The sequence below is a fragment of the Kribbella capetownensis genome (assembly GCF_004331485.1).
Classification (GTDB): Bacteria; Actinomycetota; Actinomycetes; order Propionibacteriales; family Kribbellaceae; genus Kribbella; species Kribbella capetownensis.
This window is the reverse complement of sequence record NZ_SJKD01000001.1, coordinates 1222183-1239680: the sequence shown is the minus strand read 5'-3', so window position 1 is coordinate 1239680 and position 17498 is coordinate 1222183. Positions and strand designations below refer to the sequence as shown.

17 protein-coding genes are annotated in these 17498 nt (G+C 69.2%); 6 read left to right on the top strand and 11 right to left on the bottom strand.

The features are described 5' to 3' along the window. Positions 1–131 precede the first annotated feature (131 nt). A complete protein-coding gene (locus tag E0H75_RS06100; protein ID WP_131512095.1) occupies positions 132–596 on the top strand; it encodes a GNAT family N-acetyltransferase in 465 nt (154 codons plus the stop codon). Here the strand turns inward: E0H75_RS06100 and E0H75_RS06095 are convergent, their stop codons facing one another. After that, positions 597–989, bottom strand: coding sequence for a phosphoribosyltransferase family protein (locus E0H75_RS06095; protein ID WP_238162861.1), 393 nt, complete (start codon positions 987–989; stop codon positions 597–599). A 537-nt stretch (positions 990–1526) separates the two neighbouring features. Here E0H75_RS06095 and E0H75_RS06090 point away from each other — a divergent pair. Next, complete coding sequence (locus tag E0H75_RS06090; RefSeq protein WP_238162860.1) at positions 1527–2210, top strand: DUF559 domain-containing protein; 684 nt, start codon at positions 1527–1529, stop codon at positions 2208–2210. 61 nt (positions 2211–2271) lie between these two features. Here the strand turns inward: E0H75_RS06090 and hutI are convergent, their stop codons facing one another. The 9 genes from hutI to hutH all read right to left on the bottom strand — a co-directional run bounded on the left by hutI (position 2272) and on the right by hutH (position 12754). Continuing rightward, the gene (gene hutI, locus E0H75_RS06085; protein WP_131512092.1) at positions 2272–3435 is read right to left on the bottom strand and encodes an imidazolonepropionase; all 1164 of its coding nucleotides are present in this window, start codon (positions 3433–3435) and stop codon (positions 2272–2274) included. Continuing rightward, positions 3432–4742 (bottom strand): formimidoylglutamate deiminase, encoded by a 1311-nt coding sequence (locus tag E0H75_RS06080; RefSeq protein ID WP_131512090.1) that lies wholly within the window; start codon positions 4740–4742, stop codon positions 3432–3434. The genes hutI and E0H75_RS06080 overlap by 4 nt, the downstream gene beginning before the upstream one ends. Then, entirely contained in the window at positions 4739–5911 is a 1173-nt protein-coding gene (locus E0H75_RS06075; RefSeq protein WP_131513081.1) for an allantoate amidohydrolase, read from the bottom strand. Before E0H75_RS06075 ends, E0H75_RS06080 begins: the two co-directional genes overlap by 4 nt. Before the next feature lie 17 nt (positions 5912–5928). Beyond that, the gene (locus E0H75_RS06070) at positions 5929–6858 is read right to left on the bottom strand and encodes an ABC transporter substrate-binding protein (protein WP_131512088.1); all 930 of its coding nucleotides are present in this window, start codon (positions 6856–6858) and stop codon (positions 5929–5931) included. Positions 6859–6957: 99 nt separating this feature from the next. Then, complete coding sequence (locus E0H75_RS06065) at positions 6958–7608, bottom strand: ABC transporter permease (protein WP_131512086.1); 651 nt, start codon at positions 7606–7608, stop codon at positions 6958–6960. A 1-nt stretch (position 7609) separates the two neighbouring features. Next, positions 7610–8266, bottom strand: a complete 657-nt coding sequence (locus E0H75_RS06060; RefSeq protein ID WP_131512085.1) for an ABC transporter permease — start codon at positions 8264–8266, stop codon at positions 7610–7612. After that, on the bottom strand, positions 8263–9267 hold the full coding sequence (locus tag E0H75_RS06055; protein ID WP_131512083.1) for an ABC transporter ATP-binding protein: 1005 nt from the start codon (positions 9265–9267) through the stop codon (positions 8263–8265). Before E0H75_RS06055 ends, E0H75_RS06060 begins: the two co-directional genes overlap by 4 nt. A 149-nt stretch (positions 9268–9416) precedes the next feature. Then, positions 9417–11072 carry a urocanate hydratase gene (hutU, locus tag E0H75_RS06050; RefSeq protein WP_131512082.1) on the bottom strand — a complete coding sequence of 552 codons (1656 nt, stop codon included), beginning with the start codon at positions 11070–11072 and terminating at the stop codon, positions 9417–9419. Between the two features lie 125 nt (positions 11073–11197). Next, complete coding sequence (gene hutH, locus E0H75_RS06045) at positions 11198–12754, bottom strand: histidine ammonia-lyase (protein WP_202872835.1); 1557 nt, start codon at positions 12752–12754, stop codon at positions 11198–11200. 102 nt (positions 12755–12856) lie between these two features. On the opposite strand from hutH, the gene E0H75_RS06040 reads away from it, so the two are divergent. From E0H75_RS06040 to E0H75_RS06025, 4 genes are all read left to right on the top strand, one after another. Then, complete coding sequence (locus E0H75_RS06040) at positions 12857–13753, top strand: GNAT family N-acetyltransferase (RefSeq protein WP_238162859.1); 897 nt, start codon at positions 12857–12859, stop codon at positions 13751–13753. Then, a complete protein-coding gene (locus E0H75_RS06035; RefSeq protein WP_131512081.1) occupies positions 13750–13944 on the top strand; it encodes a hypothetical protein in 195 nt (64 codons plus the stop codon). The genes E0H75_RS06040 and E0H75_RS06035 overlap by 4 nt, the downstream gene beginning before the upstream one ends. A 24-nt stretch (positions 13945–13968) precedes the next feature. Continuing rightward, entirely contained in the window at positions 13969–14727 is a 759-nt protein-coding gene (locus tag E0H75_RS06030; protein WP_131363667.1) for an IclR family transcriptional regulator, read from the top strand. A gap of 253 nt (positions 14728–14980) precedes the next feature. Then, positions 14981–16057 (top strand): SGNH/GDSL hydrolase family protein, encoded by a 1077-nt coding sequence (locus E0H75_RS06025; protein WP_238162858.1) that lies wholly within the window; start codon positions 14981–14983, stop codon positions 16055–16057. Here the strand turns inward: E0H75_RS06025 and E0H75_RS06020 are convergent. Further along, positions 16054–17475 carry an aromatic amino acid lyase gene (locus tag E0H75_RS06020; protein WP_131512079.1) on the bottom strand — a complete coding sequence of 474 codons (1422 nt, stop codon included), beginning with the start codon at positions 17473–17475 and terminating at the stop codon, positions 16054–16056. The two genes, E0H75_RS06025 and E0H75_RS06020, sit on opposite strands and share 4 nt — an antisense overlap. Between the last annotated feature and the right edge of the window lie 23 nt (positions 17476–17498).

Genomic DNA, 17498 nt, shown 5'->3' with positions numbered 1-17498 from the left:
CCGTGGGTCATTCCCAAGGTGAGCCCCCATTTTCCGGGTCACGGCCAGGGACAGGCCAGGGTGGACCCGAACTGACCCCTGCCGTGGACAACGCTTTCCGTGGGAGGGTGTTCACCGTGAAGCTCCGCCCGATGACAACCGCTGACGACGCCGCGGTGCTTGCTTTGAATGCCACCGCGGAAGGGTTGGTCGAGCCGCTCGGACCTGCCCGGCTCGACTGGCTCCGCCTGATCGCCGCTCATGCTGTCGTGGTCGAGGAGGACAGCCGCCCGGTCGGCTTCGTCCTCACCTTCACGCCGGGGTCGGCGTACGACGGTCTCGAGTTCGAGTGGTTCGCCGCAACGTACGCCGACCGGTTCCTGCTGGTGGAGCGGATAGTGGTCGCCGAGGAGCGTCGCCGCCGCGGGATCGGCACGGCGGTCTACCGCGCGATCGAGCGGGCGGCGAAGCCGTTCGACCGGGTTGTCGCCCGGGTCCGCTCCGACCCGCCCGACCCGGCCGGCCTGGGCTTCCACGGCTCCCGTGGGTACACCGAGGTGGGCAAGCAGCGCCTGCCCACCGGTGCCACCATGGCGCTCATGGCGAAAGACCTCTGATCACAGCGTTCGGACGTTGAGCAGCGCCCGCAGTGGGAGGTCGTGGCGCAATCTGGCATCGGTCAAGGCATCGACGATGCAGGCCGCGCCGATCCACTGCGCGCCGCTGTCCTCCACCAGTTGGCGGGCAGTGACCGCGGTTGCGCCCGTATCCGCCCAGTCGTCGACCAGAAGCACTCGGTCACCGGCCCGGACCAGATCCCGCCGGAACCCGAACACGACATGGCGGTCGCGGTAGTCCGGTGCGGTCGTCCGCTGCACCCACCGGTCGCTGTCCGTCGCCGGCGCCTGGTTCTTCCGCATCTCCACGAACCCGACCCCAAGAGCCGCCGCCGTCAACGCCCCAACCAACGCACCCCGCGAAACCGGCCCGACCACGACCGTAGGCGTCACGTCGTACAAACTCCCCAACGCCGGCCCCAACTCCCGCAACAACACCGCATCCCGCCACCACCCGGTGACGTCGGCGTAACTACTTCACACGCCCCGATCCGTCCGCCAGGCAAAAGCGCCCCGCAACCGACCCCTCAGCTCCCTGTCCATACCCCCAGCCTGACGGCGCCAGGCGACAAGCGCACCTGATTTGCGGACCGCCCCCACTCAGTAAGTCGTCCACTGCGTGCAGCCGCACGCTCGGCGCTGGCGGGATCGGGCGATGCAGGGCGCGTTGATGAGTGGGGGCGGTCCGCCTGTGGACAACCCGGGCCGCAGTCCGCCCGAGCCCGCCATCATGGGGTCGTGGCAGACGTGGCCGAGGTGCTCGGCAGGCGCGGCGGGAGTTCGACCTTCGCCGATCTACGCGCCCTCGTGTCCGCACGAGGCATCCGGAATGCGTTGGCTGCAGGACAGATCCGCCGCGTCGCGAAAGGTGTCTACGCTCTGCCGCAGGCGCCACCCGCCTTGACGGCCGCACGCAGCCACGGAGGCGTTGTGTCTCATCTGAGCGCTGCGGGGCACTGGGGCTTCGGAGTGATCAACCTGCCACCCCTGCCGCATGTCACCCTGCCGCCGGGCCGGGTCCGACGTCGGACCGGACTGCCGTGCGTCTTGCATTGGGCGGACGTAGCTTCCTTGGACGACGCGACGACTCCCGTGCGGACCGTCCTCGACTGCATCCGCACCTTGCCGCTGGCCGAGGCACTCGCTGTAGCAGACTCCGCCCTGCGTGCAGGCGGTGTCGACCAGGACGAGATCCTCGACGCGGCGGCGAAGCTCCGCGGACCACATCGGCGCCGCGTCCAGCAGGTCGTGGCTCTTGCCGACGGGCGTGCGGAATCTGTGCTGGAGTCAGCGCTACGCGCCTTGCTGATCCATGCGGGGATCGACGGATTCGTCCCCCAACTGGTGGTTCAGGACGATGGGTTCTCGGCGCGGCTCGACCTCGCGCATCCCGTTCTGCGGATCGGCCTGGAGGCGGACGGATTCGAACATCACGGCACCCGCCGGGCGCTGGTCAGGGATTGCCGCAGGCACGTGAACCTGACCGTCCGCGGTTGGCGGACCCTTCGCTTCAGCTGGGAAGACGTGATGTACGACGGAGAGTGGGTGGTGGGAGCCGTCGAGCGGATGGGCGGACGCCCGCCACTCACCAAGCACGAACTCCGTGCAGCTTGAACGCCGATCGGAGCGTGCCGCCTCGGCCGCGGGCGGACTTGGTGAGTGGGGGCGGTTCGACTTACCCCATCCGCCCAGCCATGTACGTCTGGCTGATGAGGGGGACGCCCGGGCGGTAGGAGAGGTGGAGGTGGGTGGGGGCTTCGAGGACTGTGAGGTTGGCTTGGGCGCCGGGGGTCAGGTGGCCGACGTCGGTGCGGCGGAGGGAGGCGGCGCCGCCGGCGGTGGCGGACCAGAGGGCTTCGTCGGGGGTCATGTGCATCTCGCGGACTGCGAGGGCGATGCAAAAGGGCATGGATGAGGAGTAGCCCGAGCCGGGGTTGCAGTCGGTTGCGAGGGCTACGGTGACGCCGGCGTCGATGAGGCGGCGGGCATTCGGGTACGGCGACCGCGTGGAGAACTCGATCGCGGGGAGCAGCCCGGCGACGACACCGCTGGACGCGAGGGCGTCAACGTCCGCGTCGGTGAGGTAGGTGCAGTGGTCAGCGGCGGCAGCACCGACCGAGCAGGCCAGCTGGACGCCCGGACCCTCGCCGAGCTGATTCGCATGCACTCGGGCCCCCAGACCGCGAGCCAGGCCGGCCTCGAGGATCGCGCGGCCCTGGTCCTCGTCGAACGCGCCGCGCTCCACGAACACATCGAGCCACTTGGCATGCCCGACGACCGCCTCGAGCATCGGCCCGGTCACCAGCGACACGTAGCCCGACGGGTCGTCGGCGTACTCCGCTGGTACGACGTGCGCGCCCAGGTATGTCGTCTCCTCCGTGAACTGTCCCGCGATCTCCAGCGCCCGCGCCTCGTCCGAGACCGTCAGCCCGTATCCGGACTTGATCTCGACCGTGGTCGTGCCCTGCCGCCGCATCTCGGTGACGAGCCGGGCGACGTTGGCGGTCAGCTGCTCATCGGTCGCCTGCCGGGTCGCCGCGACCGTCGTCCGGATCCCACCGGCCGAGTACGGCGTACCTGTCATGCGGGCAGCGAACTCCTCGGCCCGGTCTCCGGCGAACACCAGATGCGCGTGCGAGTCCACGAAGCCCGGGATCACCGCGCGCCCGCCGACGTCGATCGCACCGTCCGCGGCCGGCGCCTCCAGCCGTGACCCGACCCACGCGATCGTGCTGCCCTCGATCACCAGCGCGGCATCCCGCACCTCGCCGAGCAATCCACCGCGAGCGGGATCGTTGGTCACGAGCGAACCGATGCCCGTCAGCAGCAGGGACGTCATTGCGTCACCGCCGCGATCGAGGCCTCGAGCTCGGCGGCCACGTCCATCGTCATGTGATTGCCTCCAGCAACTACATGCCGCCCGCCGGTGATCACGTCGGTCACATCGGCGGCCGAGGCTGCGAAGACCACGGTCTCCACAGTTCCTCCGGTGCCCGCCGTACGGGCGCTGTCCAGCCGTACAGCGACCAGGTCGGCGCGCGCGCCTACCAGGATCACGCCGGCGTCGGCGAACCCGAGCGATCGGTGACCATCAGTCGTCGCGGCCTTCAGCAGCTCCGACGCGGACCAGTGGCCGCGCTCCCGCGAGGCAAGACGTTCGTCCAGCTCCACCGCGCGCATCTCCTCGAACAGGTCGATCACCGCGTGGCTGTCCGACCCGAGCGTCAACGGCGAACCGGCATCGCGCAGCGCCACCGACGGGCCGATGCCATCGGCCAGATCCCGCTCGGTCGTCGGGCAGAAGCACGAGTACGTCGCCGAGCTGCCGAGCAGACCGACGTCGACATCGGTGAGGTGCGTCGCGTGGACGGCGCTCGTCCGGCCGCTGAGGAACCCGGCTTCGTCGAGCACCTGCGCCGGCGTCCGGCCGTACGCGTCCAGGCAGGCGGCGTTCTCCCCGACCTGCTCCGACAGATGGATGTGGAGCGGTACGTCGGGGAACGCCGAGGCGACCGCGCCGAGTTGCTCCTGCGGCACGCCACGGACGGAATGGGCGGCCGTGCCGATCACGACGTCGTCGGATCTGGTGAGCAGCGAGACGCGGGCGGCCCAGCTCGCGGCGTCGCCGTCGCTGAAGCGTTCCTGGACCGAGTTCAGCGGCTGGTCGATCCCGCCGGCGATGTAGCAGGTGTCGAGCAAGGTGATGCGCATGCCGACGTCGCGGGCGGCCGCGATCAGCGCCGCACCCATCGCGTTCGGGTCGTCGTACCGGCGTCCGCCCGGGGCGTGGTGCAGGTAGTGGAACTCGCCGACGGCGGTGATGCCGGCGAGCAGCATCTCGCCGTACACGGCCCGCGCGAGGGCGTAGTACGACTCCGGGGTCAGCATCGACGCGACGGCGTACATCTGCTCGCGCCAGGTCCAGAACGTCCCGCGCTCGGTCTGCGTGCGGCCGCGCAGCGTGCGGTGGAAGGCGTGGCTGTGGCAGTTCGCGAGGCCGGGTAGGACGAGATCGTCGAGGCAGGTCGCGTCGCCTGGGTCCGCGCCGGTCTCGACCGCGGTGAAGCGTCCGTCCGCGATGGTGACCAGTACGTTGTCGGCGATGCCGCCCGGGAGCAACGCCCGCGCGCACCAGTACGACGTCACTTCGCGAGATCCCTCAGTACGGCGGCCAGGGCCTCGACGCCGGCCAGGCAGTCGTCCTCTTCGGCGTACTCCGCCGGGGAGTGCGAGATGCCGCTCGGGTTCCGCACGAACAGCATCGCGGTCGGGATCCCGGCGGCCGAGAACACTCCGGCGTCGTGGCCGGCGCCGGTTGGTAGGACGGGTGCGCCGTTCAGTACGCCGACCAGGCGGTCGCGGAGGCCGGCCGGGAAGTCCACGATGGGTGAGACGGACTCGGGTGTCACGGTGAGCGTCGTACCGTCCCGCTCGGCGCGCTCGGTGGCCTGCTTGGTGATTGCTGCGAGCAATGAGTTCAGGGTTGCGTCGTCTGCGGCGCGGGCGTCCAGCCAGGCGGTCACCTGGGACGGTACGGCGTTCGTGCCGTTGGGCTCGACGGAGAGCCGGCCGAAGGTGGCGCGGGCGCCGGCGAGGCGGGCCTGCTTGTTCGCGGCGAGGGCGGTCATGGCGTAGGTGAGCATCGGGTCGTGGCGGTCTTCCATCAGCGTCGTGCCGGCGTGGTTGGCCTCGCCGCTGAAGGTGAACCGGTAGCGGCCGTGCGGCCAGATCGAGCTCGCTACACCGACGGGTGCCGTGAGTCCGCGGCCCTGTTCGACGTGCAGCTCGATGAACGTGCCCATCCGGTCGAGGAACGCCGATGGTCCGACTCCCGCCGGGTCCGTTCCCGCCGCCTCCAATGCCTGCGCGAGGGTCACGCCGCTGCGGTCCTTCAACCCCAACGCCTTCTCGGCAGGCAACACGCCGGCCGCCACCCGAGACCCCAAACAAGGCATCCCGAACCGCGACCCCTCCTCTTCAACGAACGCCCCCACCCCGATCGGCACACTCGGTGTGAACCCCTCGCGCCGCAACAAATCCACCGCCGCCAGAGCCGAAACCACCCCCAAAGGCCCATCAAAAGCCCCACCCTCAATCACCGAATCCAAATGACTCCCGGTGACGATGCCCGGTCGGCCGGACGGACCCCACCAGGCGATCAGGTTGCCTAGGCCGTCGGATTCGAGGGTTAGGTTTCGGGCGGCGCACTGGTCCTGGAACCAGTGCGTCGCCGTGCGTTCGGTGGGGGTCCAGCCGCCTCGGTGGTACCCGCCCGTGGACGGGTCCTTGCCGATGGCGGCCAGCGCCGCCCACATCTGTTCGAAGCTCAAGGTCAGGTCAGCGGGTTCTTCGACAGCCAGTCCTTGGCCACCGCGTCAGCGCTCTCCTTGTCGACGTCGATCCGCTTGACCAGCTCGGTCAGGTCGTCGGTGGTGAGCTTGGCCGAGACCGCGTTCAGCACGGTCGCGACGTCGTCGGACTTGTGGTCGGTCCGGATCAGCGGAACGACGTTGTTCGGCGGCAGGATCTTCTCCGGGTCGTCCAGTTGGACCAGGCCCTTGTCCTTGATCACCGACTGCGTGGTGAACAGGTTGGTCAGCTGGATCTTGTTGTCCAGCAGCGCCTTCTGGCTCAGCGGACCACCGGCGTCCAGCGGCAGGTACTGCTTGAACTCGACGCCGTACTTCTCCTTCAGACCCTTCAGACCGGCCTCGCGGACCTTGAACTCCGAGCTACCGCCGGCGACCATGTCCTTCCCGACCGGCTTGAGGTCCGCCAGCGACTTCAGGCTGTACTTGTCCGCTGTCGCCTTCGTCACCACGATGGTGTCCTCGTCGGTGGCCGGAGACTTGTCCAGCACCTCGAGGCCGGGCGTCACCGCCTTCTTGAGCGCGTCGTAGGCCCCCTGCTCGTCGGTCTCGGTGGAGTTCTTGTCGAAGTACGCCAGGGCGGCCCCGGTGTACTCCGGCACCAGGTCGACGGAACCGTCCTTGATCGCGGCCATGTAGGTCTCGCGGTTGCCGATGTTCGGCTTCTTCTTGACCTCGATACCCTTCGCGGCCAGCGCCTGGCCGTAGATCTCGGCCAGCAGCTGGCTCTCGGAGAAGTCGGCGGAGCCGACCGTGATGCTGCTCACCTTGGAGGGTGCGGGCGAAGACCCCGCGTCGTTGTCGCCGAGTTGGTCGCCTCCACCCCCACAACCGGCCAGGCCGAGCACCGCCACCCCGGCGATCGCAGTACGGATGAGTGTGGATCTCAACACGAGAGCCTCCAGTGTCTCGTCAGCCACCGGCCCGTGCCGATGGATGTTTCGATGGGGCGGTACTTCAGGTTCGTCCAGTTCATCAGATACGTCGGACAGTCAGTCGACCTTGAGGCCGTCGGAGACGGCGAACCGGCCGATCAGGGCGAAGAGCGCGTCGATTCCGATGGCGAGCAGAGCCACCAGCAGCGCGCCGGTGAACATCTGCGGGAAGTCACGGAGCTTCAGCCCGTCGACCACATAGCGGCCGAGACCGCCGAGCGCCACCAGCGCGGCGATCGTGGCCGTGGACACGATCTGTAACGCGGCGCTACGCAGACCGGAGATGATCAGCGGCATCGCGATCGGGATCTCCACCTTGGTCAGGATCTCGCGACCGGTCATCCCCATCCCCCGGGCGGCGTCGATCGTGGCCGGATCGACACCGGACAGACCGGCGTACGTCGAGGCCAGGATCGGCGGTACGCCGAGCGCCACCAGGGCGATCAGCACCGGTACGAAGCCGATCTGGTCGGTGATCAGCACTGCGAGCATCAGCAGACCGAGGCTCGGCAGTGCGCGGGCCGCGTTGCCGAGGTTGATCGCGAGGAACGCGCCCCGGCGGGTGTGCCCGATCCGCAGACCGATCGGTAACGCGATCACCGCGGAGATCCCGAGCGCGGCGAAGGTGTACCAGAGGTGTTGCAGGATCCGTGTCCAGATCCCCTCGTTCCCGGACCAGTTGTAGGCGTCGGTCAGGTAGTCCCACATGTCAGGCCACCTCCACCGGAGTGGCGGTGATGCGGGCCCACGGCGTCAGGAGCCGTTGCGAGGTGACCAGAACCACGTCGGCCGCCAGAGCCAGCAGCAGCGAGAGGACCACGCCGACGACGACCGGGGTCAGGAAGTCCTTCTGGAAGCCCAGGGTGAACAGTTCACCCAGGCCGCCGATGCCGATCACCGCACCGATGCTGACCATCGAGATGTTCGCGACGGTGACGACCCGCAGACCGGCGAAGATCACCGGTACGGCGATCGGCAGGTCGACCGCGATCAGCCGGTGCAGCGGGCTGTACCCGACCGCGACCGCCGACTGTCTGACGTCGGCCGGTACGGAACGAAGTCCGTCGATCACGTTCCGGATCAGCAGTGAGACCGTATAGATGGTGAGAGCGATGATGATGTTGACCGTCGACAGCACCTGGGTGCCGAGGATCGCCGGGATCACGATGAACAGCGCGATCGACGGCAGTGAGTACAGCACCCCGCCGAAGGCGATCAGCGGGTTCGCCAGCCAGTTGAACCGGACCGCGACGTAGCCCAGCGGCACCGAGATCAGCAAGCCGAGGATCACCGGGACGATCGACAGGTAGATGTGCTCGCGCAACTGTTCCCAGATCAGCCCGAGGTTGTCGTTGATCCAACTCATGGCCGCAACGCCTCTGCGACGATCGCCTGGTCGACGACACCGACCGCGCGGCTGTCGGCGTCCACGCAGACGCCGAGGCCGGAGGGCGAGGTGAGGACGGCATCGAGGGCCGCGCGCAACGAGTCGCCGCGGGTGAACACGGAACCGAGCGGCTGGATCTCGTCCGCGGTGTCGATCCGCCAGCCGACCGGCGCGCCGCCGTCGTCCAGGATCAGGTCGGACGGCAACGGTTTCAGCGGCAGGTCGTCCGGGTGCACGAACGTCAGGGCCCGGTAACCACGATCCTGCCCGACGAATCCCCGGACGAAATCGTCGGCCGGGTTGGCCAGCAACTCGGCCGGCGGCGCGAACTGGGCGAGCTTGCCGCCGGTGCGAAGTACCGCGACGTTGTCGCCGAGCTTGATCGCCTCGTCGATGTCGTGGGTGACGAACACGATCGTCTTGCCGATGTCGCGTTGCAGCCGGAGCAGCTCTTCCTGCAACTGGTTGCGCACGATCGGGTCGACGGCGCTGAACGGCTCGTCCATCAGCATGACCGCCGGGTCGGCCGCGAGCGCGCGGGCGACACCGACTCGTTGCTGCTGGCCACCGGACAGCTGGGCCGGATACCGCTCGGCCAGCTTGAGGTCGAGGCCGACGCGCTCGAGCAACTCCATCGCGGTGGCGCGGGTCTTGCGCTTGTCCCAGCCGAGCAGCTTCGGCACGGTGGCGACGTTGTCCACCACCGTCTTGTGCGGGAACAGCCCGGCGTGCTGGATCACGTAGCCGATGCCGCGCCGAAGCGTCACGGCGTCCTTGCTGTTGATGTCCTCACCGTCGATCGAGATGCGCCCACCGGTGCGCTCGATCGTGCGGTTGATCATCCGCAACGACGTGGTCTTGCCGCAGCCCGAAGGCCCGACGAACACGGTGATCTGACCGCTCGGGATCCGCAGGGACAGGTTGTCGACGGCCACGGTGCCGTCCGGATACCGCTTGGTGACGTCCTCGAACTCGATCATGGCGCCCCTTCGCGCTCGTCGTCGGTCGCCCGAAAGACCCTAGCGGAACCGGAGACCGAAACCACGCGGTCGGCCGGTTTCCGTTCCCTGGGAAAGTGCACCATAACGGTGGAGAATGCCATGGTCGCACGCTGTCACATGATCCCGGGTCAGGACTCCTGCATCGGAATCCTGACACCCTGCTCGACCGCGACCTCCGCGGCCTTGTCGTAGCCCGCGTCCACGTGCCGGATGACACCCATCGCGGGGTCGTTGGTGAGTACCCGCTCCAGCTTCTGCCGGGCCAGGTCGGTGCCATCGGCAACCGATACCTGGCCGGCGTGGATGGACCGGCCGATGCCGACACCGCCGCCGTGGTGGATCGACACCCAGGACGCGCCGCTGGCCACGTTCACCATTGCGTTCAGCAACGGCCAGTCCGCGATCGCGTCCGAGCCGTCGAGCATTCCTTCGGTCTCGCGGTACGGCGAGGCGACGCTGCCGGTGTCCAGGTGGTCCCGGCCGATGACGATCGGGGCCTCGAGTTCACCCGAGGCGACCATGTCGTTGAACCGGACGCCGGCCTTGTCCCGCTCGCCCTGGCCGAGCCAGCAGATCCGGGCCGGCAGGCCCTGGAACGCGACTCGCTCGCCGGCCATCTTGATCCACCGGGTCAGGTGCTCGTTGTCGCCGAACAGATCGAGGATCGCTGCGTCGGTCTTCGCGATGTCGGCCGGGTTGCCCGACAGCGCCGCCCACCGGAACGGGCCCTTTCCCTCACAGAACAATGGCCGGATGTACGCCGGCACGAAGCCGGGGAACTCGAACGCGCGCGAGAACCCGGCCTTGCGGGCCTCGTCGCGGATCGAGTTGCCGTAGTCGAACACCTCGGCTCCCGCGTCCTGGAAGCCCACCATCGCGGCGACGTGCCGGGCCATCGAAGCCTGCGCGCGCTCGGTGAAGCCGGCCGGGTCCTTCTCCCGGGCGGCGGTCCAGTCGTCGAAGTCGATCCCCACCGGGAGGTACATCAACGGGTCGTGCGCCGACGTCTGGTCGGTGACGATGTCGATCGGCGCGCCCAGTTCGAGCAGCTCCGGCACGATCACCGCGGCGTTGCCCAGGACACCGATCGACAACGGCCGGCGGGCCTTCTTGGCCTCCTCGGCGAGCCGCAGCGCGTCCTCGAGCGAGTCGGCGCGAACGTCGAGGTACCGGTGTTCGATCCGCCGGTCGATCCGGGACGAGTCGACGTCGATGCAGATCGCCACACCGTCGTTCATCGTGACGGCCAGCGGCTGCGCGCCGCCCATGCCGCCGAGCCCGGCGGTCAGCGTGATGGTGCCGGCCAGCGTGCCGCCGAACTTCTTCGCCGCCACCGCGGCGAACGTCTCGTACGTGCCCTGCAGGATCCCCTGGGTACCGATGTAGATCCACGACCCGGCCGTCATCTGGCCGTACATGGTCAGCCCCAGCGCCTCCAGCTTGCGGAACTCCTCCCAGGTGGCCCAGTCGCCGACCAGGTTCGAGTTCGCGATCAGCACCCGCGGCGCCCACTCGTGCGTCTGCAGTACGCCGACCGGCCGGCCGGACTGCACCAGCATCGTCTCGTCGTCCTTCAGCGTGGTCAGGGTCCGGACCATCGCGTCGAACGAGTTCCAGTCCCGGGCCGCCTTGCCGGAACCGCCGTACACGACAAGCTCGTCGGGGTGCTCGGCGACCTCGGGGTCGAGGTTGTTCTGCAGCATCCGCAGCGCGGCCTCCTGCTGCCAGCCGCGGGCGGTGAGAGTGGTGCCGCGGGGTGCGCGCACGGGACGGGGTCCGGACATAGGTGATCCAGCCTTTCTAGGAGGTGTCTGATGGGTCCACGCCGTCGCGAGCAGGTGCTCGGTGCAGTGCGGCGAGGTGCCGTGCCGAGTGCCGCGCAGTAGGCGTGGACCCATCAGACACCTCCTTAGGACAAGGGGCCGGTGACGGCCTCGACTGCGGACAAGTAGGTGCCGTCAGCAACAAGACGGACGGAGTGCTCGAGTTCGGGAGCCAGATGACGGTCGGCGCCAGGCCCCTCGACGTACTCGCGCAGGGCGGACCGGACGGCGGCGGTCGCCGGGGCCGGAGTCAGTGGTGCGCGCAGATCGAGTGCCCGCGCGCCCGTCAGGATCTCGATCGCGAGCACCCGCTGGAGCCCGTCGATCGCCTTGCGCAGCTTGCGTGCGGCCGACCAGCCCATCGAGACGTGGTCCTCCTGCATCGCACTGCTCGGGATCGAATCGACGCTGGCCGGTACGGCGAGCCGCTTCAGTTCGGAGACGATCGCGGCCTGCGTGTACTGCGCGATCATGTGGCCGCTGTCGACACCGGGATCGTCGGCCAGGAACGCGTTCAGCCCGTGGTTGCGCGCAACATCGAGGAAGCGATCGGTACGACGTTCGCTGATGCCGGCCACGTCCGCCACGGCGATCGCGAGGAAGTCGAGCACATACCCCACCGGGGCGCCGTGGAAGTTGCCGTTGGACTCGACCCGGCCGTCGGGAAGGACGACCGGGTTGTCGATCGCGGCGGCGAGTTCGCGGCCGGCGACCGTGGCCGCGTGGTCGGCGGTGTCCCGGGCCGCACCGTGCACCTGCGGCGAACACCGTAGTGAGTACGCGTCCTGGACCCGGTTGCAGTCCGGACCCCGATGGCTCGCGACGATGGCGCTGTCGGCGAGGATCGCGCGCAGGTTGGCCGCGGCGAAGGCCTGGCCGGGGTGCGGTCGCAGCGCCTGCAGGTCCTCGGCGAACACCCGGTCGGTGCCGAGTTGTCCCTCGACACTCATCGCGGCGGCGATGTCGGCGGTCTTGAACAGGCGGTCGAGGTCGGCCAGCGCGAGCACGAGCATGCCAAGCATGCCGTCCGTGCCGTTGATCAGCGCGAGGCCTTCCTTCTCTGCCAGCACGACCGGTGTGAGTCCGTGCGCCGCCAATGCCTCGCCGGCTTGGAGAAGGTTGCCCTCGGCATCACGCACCGGGCCTTCACCCATCACCGCGAGCGCGACGTGGGACAGCGGCGCGAGATCGCCGGAGCAACCAAGGCTGCCGTACTCGTGGACCACCGGAGTCAGGTGGGCGTTGAGGAGACCGGCGTACGCCTGGGCTGTCTCGACCTTCACGCCGGTGCGGCCGGTGGCGAGGGCGGACAGGCGCAGCAGAGCGAGCGCCCGGACGACCTCGGTCTCGACCTCGGGTCCGGAGCCGGCCGCGTGCGACCGGACCAGGCTGCGCTGCAACTGGGCCCGCAGTTCGGGTGCGATGTGCCGGGTCGCGAGCGCGCCGAAGCCGGTCGAGACGCCGTAGTGCGGAGTGTCCGCGTGGGCCAGGGCCTCGATCGCCGCGCGCGACTTCGCGATCTCTTCCAGCGCCTGGTCGTCGATCCGTACCCGCGCGCCGTACCGCGCCACCGCGACCACATCGGCGGGAGCCAGCGGTCCGGTGCCGACGATCACCTCGGCTGTGTTCTTCACCTCGTTCACCTGCTCATTGCACCGCGCGGCACTCCGAACCGACAGCAGCGCCGTGCACTTTCTGTCTCGAATCTGAGACATCCAAGGCCCGCGTCCCACTAGAGTCAAGGAATGGTGTTCGAGATCCGGACGGCGGGGCCGGAGGATGCAGGAGGAATCGCCGGGGTCTGGGCCGCCGTGATGCCGCAACTGGTGATGACGCCCCGCGGGGTCGAGGCCGGGCTACGCAACAGCACGACGAGGATAGTGCTGATCGCCGTCGACGGACCGGACGTTGTCGGCTACGGGAACGTGTACCTCCCCGATCCGGAGCAGGAGAAACCGCGGGTCCGGATCACGGTGCATGTGCCGCCGGAGCTGCGCCGGCAGGGCATCGGGAGTGCGCTGGCCGAGGCGATCAGCGCCGAGGCGGCGCGCGTCGGTGCCGCGTCCCTGCTGATCGTGGTCAGCGACGACGACGCGTCGAAGGAGTTCGCGACCAAGCGTGGCTTCGTGATCGGCCGCCGGATGAGCCGTTCCAGCGCCGACCTGAGCGCCGTACCCGAACCGCTGCCCGCACCCGACGGCCTGCGAGTCGTCGACTACGACCAGGTGGCGCCGCAGCAGCTCTGGCTCGCCTCGATGGCCGTCGCCGACGGCGATCCGAGTGGCCTGTCGGATTCACCGCCGTACGACGACTGGCTTGCGACGGCCTGGGGTCATCCGGACCTGCGCCGCGACCTGAGCGCGGCGGTGGTCGACGGCGACACCGTGTTGTCGTTCGTGACGACGACAGCGGATCCGGACCGGCGGGTGATCTGGTCGAACCTGACCGGCACGATCCCGGCCGCGCGAGGACGTGGGCTGGCGAAGGTGGTGAAGTCGACGGCGCTGGCGCGAGCCCGGGACGCGGGGTTCCTCACCGCGCACACCGGGAACGACGCGGGCAACGCGCCGATGCTCGCGGTGAACGAGTGGCTCGGCTATCGGGTGACGGGCGCCTCCTGGACCGGGGAGAAGACGCTGTGAACCGGCTGATCATCTCGCTGCTGTTCTTCGCCGTACTGGCGGTCGGCGTCGGGATCATGCTGTCCGGGGCCGACGAGTCCATCGACTGGGCGATCACCGGCGGGCTGTTCGCGCTCGCGGTCGCGGGCGAGGGCGTGCGGTTCTGGCTGAGGCGGAGCCGCGCCAAGAAGCACCAATCGTCCGGAATCTGAGACCAGGGCGGTTACCCTGCCGTTGTGAGCGGCAACGTTCCCGCCTCGACCCGCACTCTGCGGGTGCTGACGTTCCTGGCCACCCAGCCCGGTCCGGTGCCGATGGAGCGCATCGCCTCCGCGGTCGGCCTGCCGCGCTCGTCGACGTACCACTTGCTGCGGGCAATGATCGACGAGGGCTTCGTGGTGCACCTGCCGGAGGAGAAGCGGTACGGGCTCGGTGTGGCGGCGTTCGAGATCGGGTCGGCGTACCTGCGGCACGATCCGCTCGAGCGGCTGGCGCGTCCGTTGCTGGCCCAACTCGTCGCCGAGGTCGGCCAGACCGCGCACCTCGGCGTGCTGCACGGGCGGGAGCTCGTCTACCTGCTGAAGGAACAGCCACCTCGTCCGGTCACCCTTGTCACGGATGTCGGCGTCCGTCTCCCAGCCACTCTCACCGCCTCCGGCCGCGCTCTGCTCGCCGAGCTCCCGCCGGCGCAGGTCCGCGCGCTCTTCCCCAACCCGGAGAGCTTCGTACGCCGGACCGACCACGGGCCGCAGACCCTGACCCAGCTGCGCCGTCTCCTGGCCGACGAGAAACGCCAGGGCTACGCGGTCGAGGACTCCTTCATCACCCCCGGTCTGGCCTCCGTAGCCAGCGCTGCCCTCGACCACTCCGGCCACCCAGCCGCCGCCATCAGCGTCACCTTCCGCACCGACGCCGTACCCCCCTCCGAACGCCACCTCCTGGCCCACCGAATCCGCCAAGCAGCCACAGCCCTAACCCGCCGCCTCCACGGCTGATCTCTCCGCCCAGCGCAGCGGTTCGACCGTTCGTCGACGACTGGTTGCTTCGGGGTGGTGACTGCGGGTGGGATCGAAGGTGAACACCTCACGTATCCGCCCAGACGAAGGTGGTCTCATGCGTCGCGTCAAGCAGCTTGTGGTTGCGGTGGCTTTGGTTGTTGTTGCGGTTAGTCCTACGGCTTCGGCCGGGGCGCCGGCGGACTGGGTTGGGAGTTGGTCGGTCGCTGTGACTCCGCCGGGTACGTCGGGGATGTCGGCGACCGGGGTCACGGATACGACGTTGCGGCAGGTGGCGCATGTGTCGGTCGGGGGCTCGGAGCTGCGGCTGCGGCTGTCGAACGTGTACGGGACGTCGGCACTCCTCGTCGGCAAGGCGACCGTCACGCCGCGGGCCGACGAGCTTGCCGGTACGCCGACAGTCGATCCGAGCAAGCTGGTCCCGGTGCTGTTCGGCGGCCGCACGTCCGTCACGATCCCGGTCGGCGCCGAATGGGTATCCGATCCGGTGCGCGTCGTCGTACCCGAGGACACCGACCTCGTGATCAGCACCTACTTCCCGGGCCCGACCGGTCCGCTCACGCAGCATCCGGCCGGGTTCGCGACCGGCTTCTCGGCCACCGGTGACCAGACCGCCGGCGACGGATCGCAGTACCAGGCGATTCCGGGAGCGGCGCGCTACATCATCGAAGGCGTCGACGTGAAGAGCCAGGTGCGTGGCTCGGTGGTGCTGTTCGGCGACTCGATCACCGACGGCGTCGTGTCGCCCGTCGACCAGAACCTGCGATACCCGGACCAGTTGGCCGACCGACTCCTGGCCCAGCCGCCGTCCCGCGAACTCGGCGTCCTGAACGCCGGTATCGGCGGCAACCGCCTGCTCAGCAACGCGGGTACGGCGGGTGACTCGACGCTGGCCCGGTTCGACCGCGACGTGATCGGGCAAGCCGGCGTACGGACCGTGGTCCTGCTGGAAGGCATCAACGACATCGGCGGCAGCCGCGGAGCGACCGACCCGGCTGACCTGATCGCGGTGCACCGGCAGTTCATCCAGCGGGCGCATCAGGCCGGACTGAAGGCGATCGGCGCGACGCTCACGCCGTACGAAGGTGCCGGCTACTACTCGCCTGCGGGTGAGGCGGACCGGCAGGCGCTGAACACCTGGATCCGGACGTCCGGCGAGTACGACGGCGTGGTCGACTTCGACAAGGTGGTGCGGGATCCCGCGGCGCCGACGAAGATACTGCCCGCGTATGACGCCGGCGATCACCTGCATCCGAACGCCGACGGCTTCAAGGCGATGGCCGCCGCGTTCGACCTCAAGCAACTCTAGCCGGACTCGGCGGGATGCTCGACCTGGCGATCGCCCCATTGGGTCATCAGACCGCGGGCGATCTCCAGGTCCTCCCGCAGCGACCGGTCGGTGAGATCGGGTGGCAGCGCGGCGAACGCGTCCGCCAGCCACGGCCCGACCGCGGCCGGCGCAAGATCCTCAGGTGTGAGCCCAGCCAGCCGGATCGCCCGGACCGCAGTGACCAGTTCGCTGGCCAGCACCTCCCGGAGCGCGTCGAGAAGCTGAGCACTGAGTACGGCGGCCTGTGGCGCGAAGCTGGCGTGGTGCTCGGCTCCGCGTGACAACGTCGCCGTACCGAGAGTGGCCGGCTGGGCTGCTGACCGGACTGCGGCCAGCGCGTCGTGGGCGACGTACTCGATCATCATCACGCCCGAGCTCGCCTCCGCACCGCTGGCGAGGAAGCGGCTCAGTCCGGTGTACTCCGGGTCGACCAGGTTCGCGACGCGCGACGTGGACAGGGTGGCGACACTGTGCAGGCTGAGCCGGAGCGAGTCGAGAGCAAGTGCGATCGGCATCGCATGCCAGTTGCCGTTGTGCAGCACGGTGTCCTCGGCCACCAACGGGTTCTCCGCGGACGCGTTGATGTCGATCCGCAAACTGTTGCCTAGAGCATCGACGTGGTCGACGGCCGGGCCAAGCACCTGGGCGAAGGCTCGCAGCCCGAAGGGGTCCTGGACCCGGGCCGGCGGGATCGGCAGGCCGTCCAGCAGCCCGCGCATCCGCCGGGCCACCCGCACCTGACCGGGTTGCGGGCGGGCGTCGTGCACGCGAACGTCGTACACCTCGGCGTTGCCCCGGAGCGCGACGTGCGACAACGCACCGACCAGGGGTACGACGTTGATCAGCGTGGAGGCCTCGACGAACGCCAGACAGCACTCGGCCAGGGTGATCGCGTTGCTGGACAGCAGGGGCAGCGCGCTGGTGCCGTCGATGACCTCACCGAGTGCGAGCCCGAGTTCGGCCAGCGGGCCGAGATCCCCGGTGCCGATCGCGCCGCCGCGGTGCAGGTCCGGCAGATCACCATCGTTGAGCAGGGCAACGATTGCGTCAGCGACGTCCGGATCGAGCCCGGACCCACCGGACGCCAGTTGGTTGACCCGGATCAACAATCCGAGCCGGACCACGTCCTTCGGGTACGACGTCGTACCGGTGGTGGAATGCGATCCGAGCAACCGGGCGCCGTGCTCGGGGTCCGTGGTCAGCACGTCCCGGTTCGCGCCGACTCCGGTGGTCCGTCCGTACACCGGCTGCCGCCGGGCCACCTCGACCACGGCCGCCGCGGACTCGCTCATCCGCTTCCGGGCGTCATCGCTCAACCGCACGGCCGTCCGCCGCTGCGCGAGCGCGACGGCCTCCAGCGGCGTCAGCCCAGCACCCGACACCTCCACCGGTTCCATGCGCCCAGTGTGAGACCGCCCAC

What these genes read in the sequence shown, in the direction of transcription:
- E0H75_RS06100 (WP_131512095.1), top strand. Translation starts at nt 132, where the DNA reads ATGACAACCGCTGACGACGCCGCGGTGCTTGCTTTGAATGCCACCGCG.
- hutI (WP_131512092.1), bottom strand. Translation starts at nt 3,435, where the DNA reads ATGACGTCCCTGCTGCTGACGGGCATCGGTTCGCTCGTGACCAACGAT.
- E0H75_RS06075 (WP_131513081.1), bottom strand. Translation starts at nt 5,911, where the DNA reads ATGTGGGCGGCGCTGGCCGCCATCGGCAAGGACCCGTCCACGGGCGGG.
- E0H75_RS06065 (WP_131512086.1), bottom strand. Translation starts at nt 7,608, where the DNA reads ATGTGGGACTACCTGACCGACGCCTACAACTGGTCCGGGAACGAGGGG.
- E0H75_RS06060 (WP_131512085.1), bottom strand. Translation starts at nt 8,266, where the DNA reads ATGAGTTGGATCAACGACAACCTCGGGCTGATCTGGGAACAGTTGCGC.
- E0H75_RS06055 (WP_131512083.1), bottom strand. Translation starts at nt 9,267, where the DNA reads ATGATCGAGTTCGAGGACGTCACCAAGCGGTATCCGGACGGCACCGTG.
- hutU (WP_131512082.1), bottom strand. Translation starts at nt 11,072, where the DNA reads ATGTCCGGACCCCGTCCCGTGCGCGCACCCCGCGGCACCACTCTCACC.
- E0H75_RS06040 (WP_238162859.1), top strand. Translation starts at nt 12,857, where the DNA reads ATGGTGTTCGAGATCCGGACGGCGGGGCCGGAGGATGCAGGAGGAATC.
- E0H75_RS06025 (WP_238162858.1), top strand. Translation starts at nt 14,981, where the DNA reads ATGTCGGCGACCGGGGTCACGGATACGACGTTGCGGCAGGTGGCGCAT.
- E0H75_RS06020 (WP_131512079.1), bottom strand. Translation starts at nt 17,475, where the DNA reads ATGGAACCGGTGGAGGTGTCGGGTGCTGGGCTGACGCCGCTGGAGGCC.